General features: G+C 67.1%; 4 protein-coding genes and 1 pseudogene. All 5 read right to left on the bottom strand.

Translation table 11 applies throughout. The features are described 5' to 3' along the window. Window positions 1–424 precede the first annotated feature (424 nt). Window positions 425–637, bottom strand: coding sequence for a transposase (locus VFW69_RS14520; RefSeq protein ID WP_526502215.1), 213 nt, complete (start codon window positions 635–637; stop codon window positions 425–427). Window positions 638–1,674: 1,037 nt separating this feature from the next. Beyond that, window positions 1,675–1,890, bottom strand: a pseudogene (locus VFW69_RS14515) (transposase); the annotation flags it as partial. A 192-nt stretch (window positions 1,891–2,082) separates the two neighbouring features. Beyond that, complete coding sequence (locus VFW69_RS14510) at window positions 2,083–3,249, bottom strand: pyridoxal phosphate-dependent decarboxylase family protein (RefSeq protein WP_526502214.1); 1,167 nt, start codon at window positions 3,247–3,249, stop codon at window positions 2,083–2,085. After that, window positions 3,216–3,518 (bottom strand): hypothetical protein, encoded by a 303-nt coding sequence (locus VFW69_RS14505; RefSeq protein ID WP_526502213.1) that lies wholly within the window; start codon window positions 3,516–3,518, stop codon window positions 3,216–3,218. Before VFW69_RS14505 ends, VFW69_RS14510 begins: the two co-directional genes overlap by 34 nt. Window positions 3,519–3,741: 223 nt before the next feature. Then, on the bottom strand, window positions 3,742–4,019 hold a 278-nt coding region (locus tag VFW69_RS14500; protein WP_526502212.1), incomplete at its 5' end, for a hypothetical protein.

Below are 4,019 nucleotides of genomic sequence, written 5' to 3'. Positions count from 1 at the left end.
GTCTCATATGCCCACAAACCCGACTCCCGTCGGACGATGACCCGAGGCGGACGGAACGGAAGTGCGGCCGGACGCTGGCCGGAACGAATACGGGCGGACTGCGTCATGACGAATCGAAACGTTACGCGCGCGCGGACTGGGCGTGGACAGGTCCTGCCTTGGCGCGGCTTGAGCGACGGTGCTCCAGGCACCGGGCGGAAGACTCAGGGCTGCTCATGCTTATCCGGTGTGCCGGAACCGCGCGTTACCGCAGCTCGGGCGACTGATCGGCCAGGCCGGAGCGGTCCAAGATGACGACCGAGGAAGCCAACGCACCTGACTTTTCAGGACCTCGCCGGAGGTGATGATGATCTTGGACTTACCGCTGCCATTGAGCCTGTTGCGTAATCGGTGTTGGTGGATGGCGTGGGTTGGTGGTTGTTGGTCATGTGGGGTTGGTTGCGAGTTGGGTGTGGAGTCGTAGCAGGTTGGTGACGGCGGCGGCGAAGCGGTATTCGCTGCGGGCGGCGGTGATTCCGCGGCGGGAGAAGCGGCGGAGTCCGCGGCGGTCTTTGAGGTGGGCGTGGACTGGTTCGACGAGGGCGGCGCGGCGTTTGTAGCGGGCGGCGCCGGTCGGGGTGCGTAGCCGGTGGGCCATGCGGTGCCGGGCGGTGGCGGCCGGCGGCGGGTCGTCGCGGGCGGGGTTGGTGCGGGCGGCGGTGTGCTGCTGGTGTCGGGTGCCGAGGGCGATGAGCCGGTCCGGTCCTGGTGCGGTGAGGTTGGTGGTGCTGGCGTAGCCGGCGTCGGCGAGCACGGTGCCGATGCGGGCCGGCGGCCGGTGGCGCGGCGGATCGCCCGGGTAGTGTCGCCGGCTTGGTCGATCATCGGCGTCCAGCTGCGGTAGTCGCCGGGGTTGTTGTGCAGGTCGGCGGCCAGGATGAGGTAGTCGCTGCTGACCACCAGTTGGCAGTTGTAGCCCTGTACCCAGCCGTGCCGGGTGGGCATGATCCGCGAGTCGGGGTCGGTGAGATTCCGTTTGGTATCCCTGGGTGAGTCGGTGGCCTTTCGGGCTCGGGTCAGGTTCGCTTCGGCGCGGGCCAGCCGGGCCGCGGCTTGACGCACGTCGTAGTGCTGCTCGACCGGCACCATCCGGCCGGATAGTCCGCGGCCACCGTCGGCGCGGATGAGCTGCTCCCACCGGGCCCGCTCCGCGTTACGCTCGGCGACCTGATCGCGGGTACGGGCCAGCGCGTCCCGGGCCCGTTCGACCCGATCGGTGGCCCGCCGCATCGGCTCGCTGCCAGCCGCTTCGGCGTCCCGCTCGGCGGCGATGTCCTCCAGCATCTGCTTGATCCGCGCGGCCCGCCCGGTCGGGTCGGCCAACTGTGGGGGCAGCTCGTCACCCCGCCGATCGGGGCCGTACTGCTCGTCCTCGGCCGCATCCACCGCGGCCGCCTCGGCCAGAATGTCAGCGGCGATCCGGCGCAGCCGTGATTCGCTGCGGTTCGCGGACAGGGCCGCGTTCGCGGCGATCTTCGTCCCGTCGATCGCGATCGTGCCGACCCGGCCCATCCCGGCCCGGGCGCACAGCAGCAGCACCTGGGTGAACAGTTCACCCAGCCCGGTCTGATGCTGCGCGCGGAACCGGGCGATCGTGCTGTGATCCGGTACGTCTTGCGCGCACACGATGCGGAACGCCACATCGGTCTGGCACAGCCGCTCAATCTGCCGGCTCGACCGCTGCCCCACCGCATAGGCGTAGATCAACACACCGAGCAGCATCACCGGGTCGTAGGCCGCCCGGCCCGCACCCCCCAGCCGCCGACCCGCGCGGAACCCGGTCAGATCCAGCCCCGCGACCGTGTCCAGCACGAACCACACCAGATGATCAGCCGGCAACCAGTGCCGCATATCCGGCGGCAACAGAAACTGCTGATCCCGAACCACCGGCCGAAACCTCTTCGCCACCACAAGATCCTTTAACCCAACAAGATCAGCTACGTGAGGCGCGCCGAATTTTGCAACAGGCTCTATCCGGCGCTAACTCCAAGATCGCGACCAAGGATCTTGTACCTGAGGAAACCGGCTACGCATGGGCGCTACTTATTGCTCTCCTTGCCGCGGATCCGTTCGCTGTGGTAGCTCAGCCGCCGCGGCCAGGACTTCGTCAACGACAGCGGCGATGTCGGCGTCGGTGGCGCGGTGGTTGGTGATGCAGGCCCGCAACACGAAGTGGTTGCGCACGGTCGCGTTGGACAGGTACACCCGTCCGCGGCGATTCACTCTCTCTAGCAGCTCGGCATTCTGCCCGTCGAGTGATGCCTGGTCTCCGCTAACCCATCGGAAGCAGACTGCGCTGAGCGGGACTTCGGCCACTCGTTCGAGAGATGGCTGCTTGTCGATCAGGTCGGCCAGTAGCCTGGCCTGTCGCAGATTCATGGCTATGGCAGCCCGGAAGGACGATAGGCCGTGGTAGCGAAGAGACAGCCATAGCTTCAACGCCCGGATCCGTCGTGACAGTTCGATGGTCTCTTCGAACAGGACATCGCCCTCAACCGGGTCGTCACTCAGCGAGGCAGCGTAGTCGTCGGTGAAGGCGAATGCCTGCCGTGCGGCGGCTGGGTTTCGGTAAAGCAAGACGCCGCAGTCCAGCGGCTGATAGAGCCATTTGTGGGCGTCCATGGACAGCGAGTCGACGTCGGCGATGCCCGCAAAGGTATCGGGTTCGACCATCGCCGCGGGCAGGCCGTAAGCGCCGTCGACGTGAACCCAAAGATCCTCGTCCCTGGCCACCGCGACAAGCTGGGCGAGTGGGTCCACCGCTCCGGTAACGGTCGTGCCGGCGCAGGCGACGACGGCGAGCGGCGTCCGGCCCGCTTCTCGATCGGCTGTGAGTGCCTTGCGTAGCGCGGTGGGGCTCAGCCGGAAGCCGTTGTCGGCCGGGAGGAGGCGAAGGTTGTCGCGGCCGAGGCCCAGCAGAGCGACGGCTTTGCCGATCGACATGTGGGCTTCGGAGGAGGCATACACGACGCTTGAGCCGGCTACTCCCGTCTGGTTGGCCGGCACCTTGGCCTCACGCGCCATGGCCAGACCCATCAAGTTCGCAAGCGATCCACCGCTGGTAAAGATTCCGCCGAATCCGTCGCAGCCGATCGCCTGAGCCAGCCACGAGATGACGGTGCGCTCGATCACGGTGGTCGCCGGGCCTGACCGCCATGCGGTGCCGTTCTGGTTGATCACCGAGGCGAACAGGTCACCCAACGCGCCCACCGGCTCGCCCAGCCCATCACGTAGCCGAAGAAGCGCCCGTTTCCGGCGCGGCTGTGCCGGGCCACCGCGGCCAGGTCGTCGAGTACGGCAGGTCCCTGACCGGTCTCGGGCGGCGGGACGGCGAAGTTCTTCAGGGTCTCCGCGCCTGACGAGTCCGGGCGGACGGGGGAGGCGTCGAGCCGGTCCAGGTACCGCGTCGCCTCCTCAACAACCCGCGCCGCCAATACACCGAACTCATCCGCCGGTAGGTCGAGTGGTCCCCTCTGCATGGCTTGGAGTCTGCCGTAAGCGCACGTCCGTAAGAGTTGTTATGAGTGCGCCGAGATGTCGCAGCCAAGCCCGGTCCGGTTGCGTTCCGCCGCAGGGGCTCGAGATCCTCATCGCCGTCGAGCTCCACGGCGACTGGGCGCGCGAAGATTCCGTGGCCGACCCTTTCGACATCGCGCTCACCGAACGCCTTCTCAAAAGCACGATCGACTCGTGGCGGGCTGATCAGTGTCGGCGCATCGAGATCGTCGGCGTCTGGTCGTTGACTGCGGGCTTCAGGACCTGTTCGCACCATTCGCGGAAGGTTGTCGGCGTCGTGTTCTCCGCGGCTCGCTGGATGGCGTTGTCGAGGCCGTTGTTCTTCGCTGCGGCCATGTCGGTCATGCCCTGCGCCATCGCGTCGGACATGCCGAAGCCGACGAACCTGTTCTTGTACGCATCGAACATGGTCTGCTGGAAGCGGACCTCTCTTCCGAGCACGTCGGAGATGATTTGGGCCATGT

The sequence above is a fragment of the Mycobacterium sp. genome (assembly GCF_036273375.1).
GTDB lineage: Bacteria > Actinomycetota > Actinomycetes > Mycobacteriales > Mycobacteriaceae > Mycobacterium.
The sequence above is the reverse complement of the archived record's forward strand: the minus strand, read 5'-3'. Positions and strand labels throughout refer to the sequence as shown.

Coding starts and splice junctions, on each gene's coding strand:
- VFW69_RS14520 (WP_526502215.1), bottom strand. CDS start 637: ATGGCCCACCGGCTACGCACCCCGACCGGCGCCGCCCGCTACAAACGC.
- VFW69_RS14505 (WP_526502213.1), bottom strand. CDS start 3,518: ATGCAGAGGGGACCACTCGACCTACCGGCGGATGAGTTCGGTGTATTG.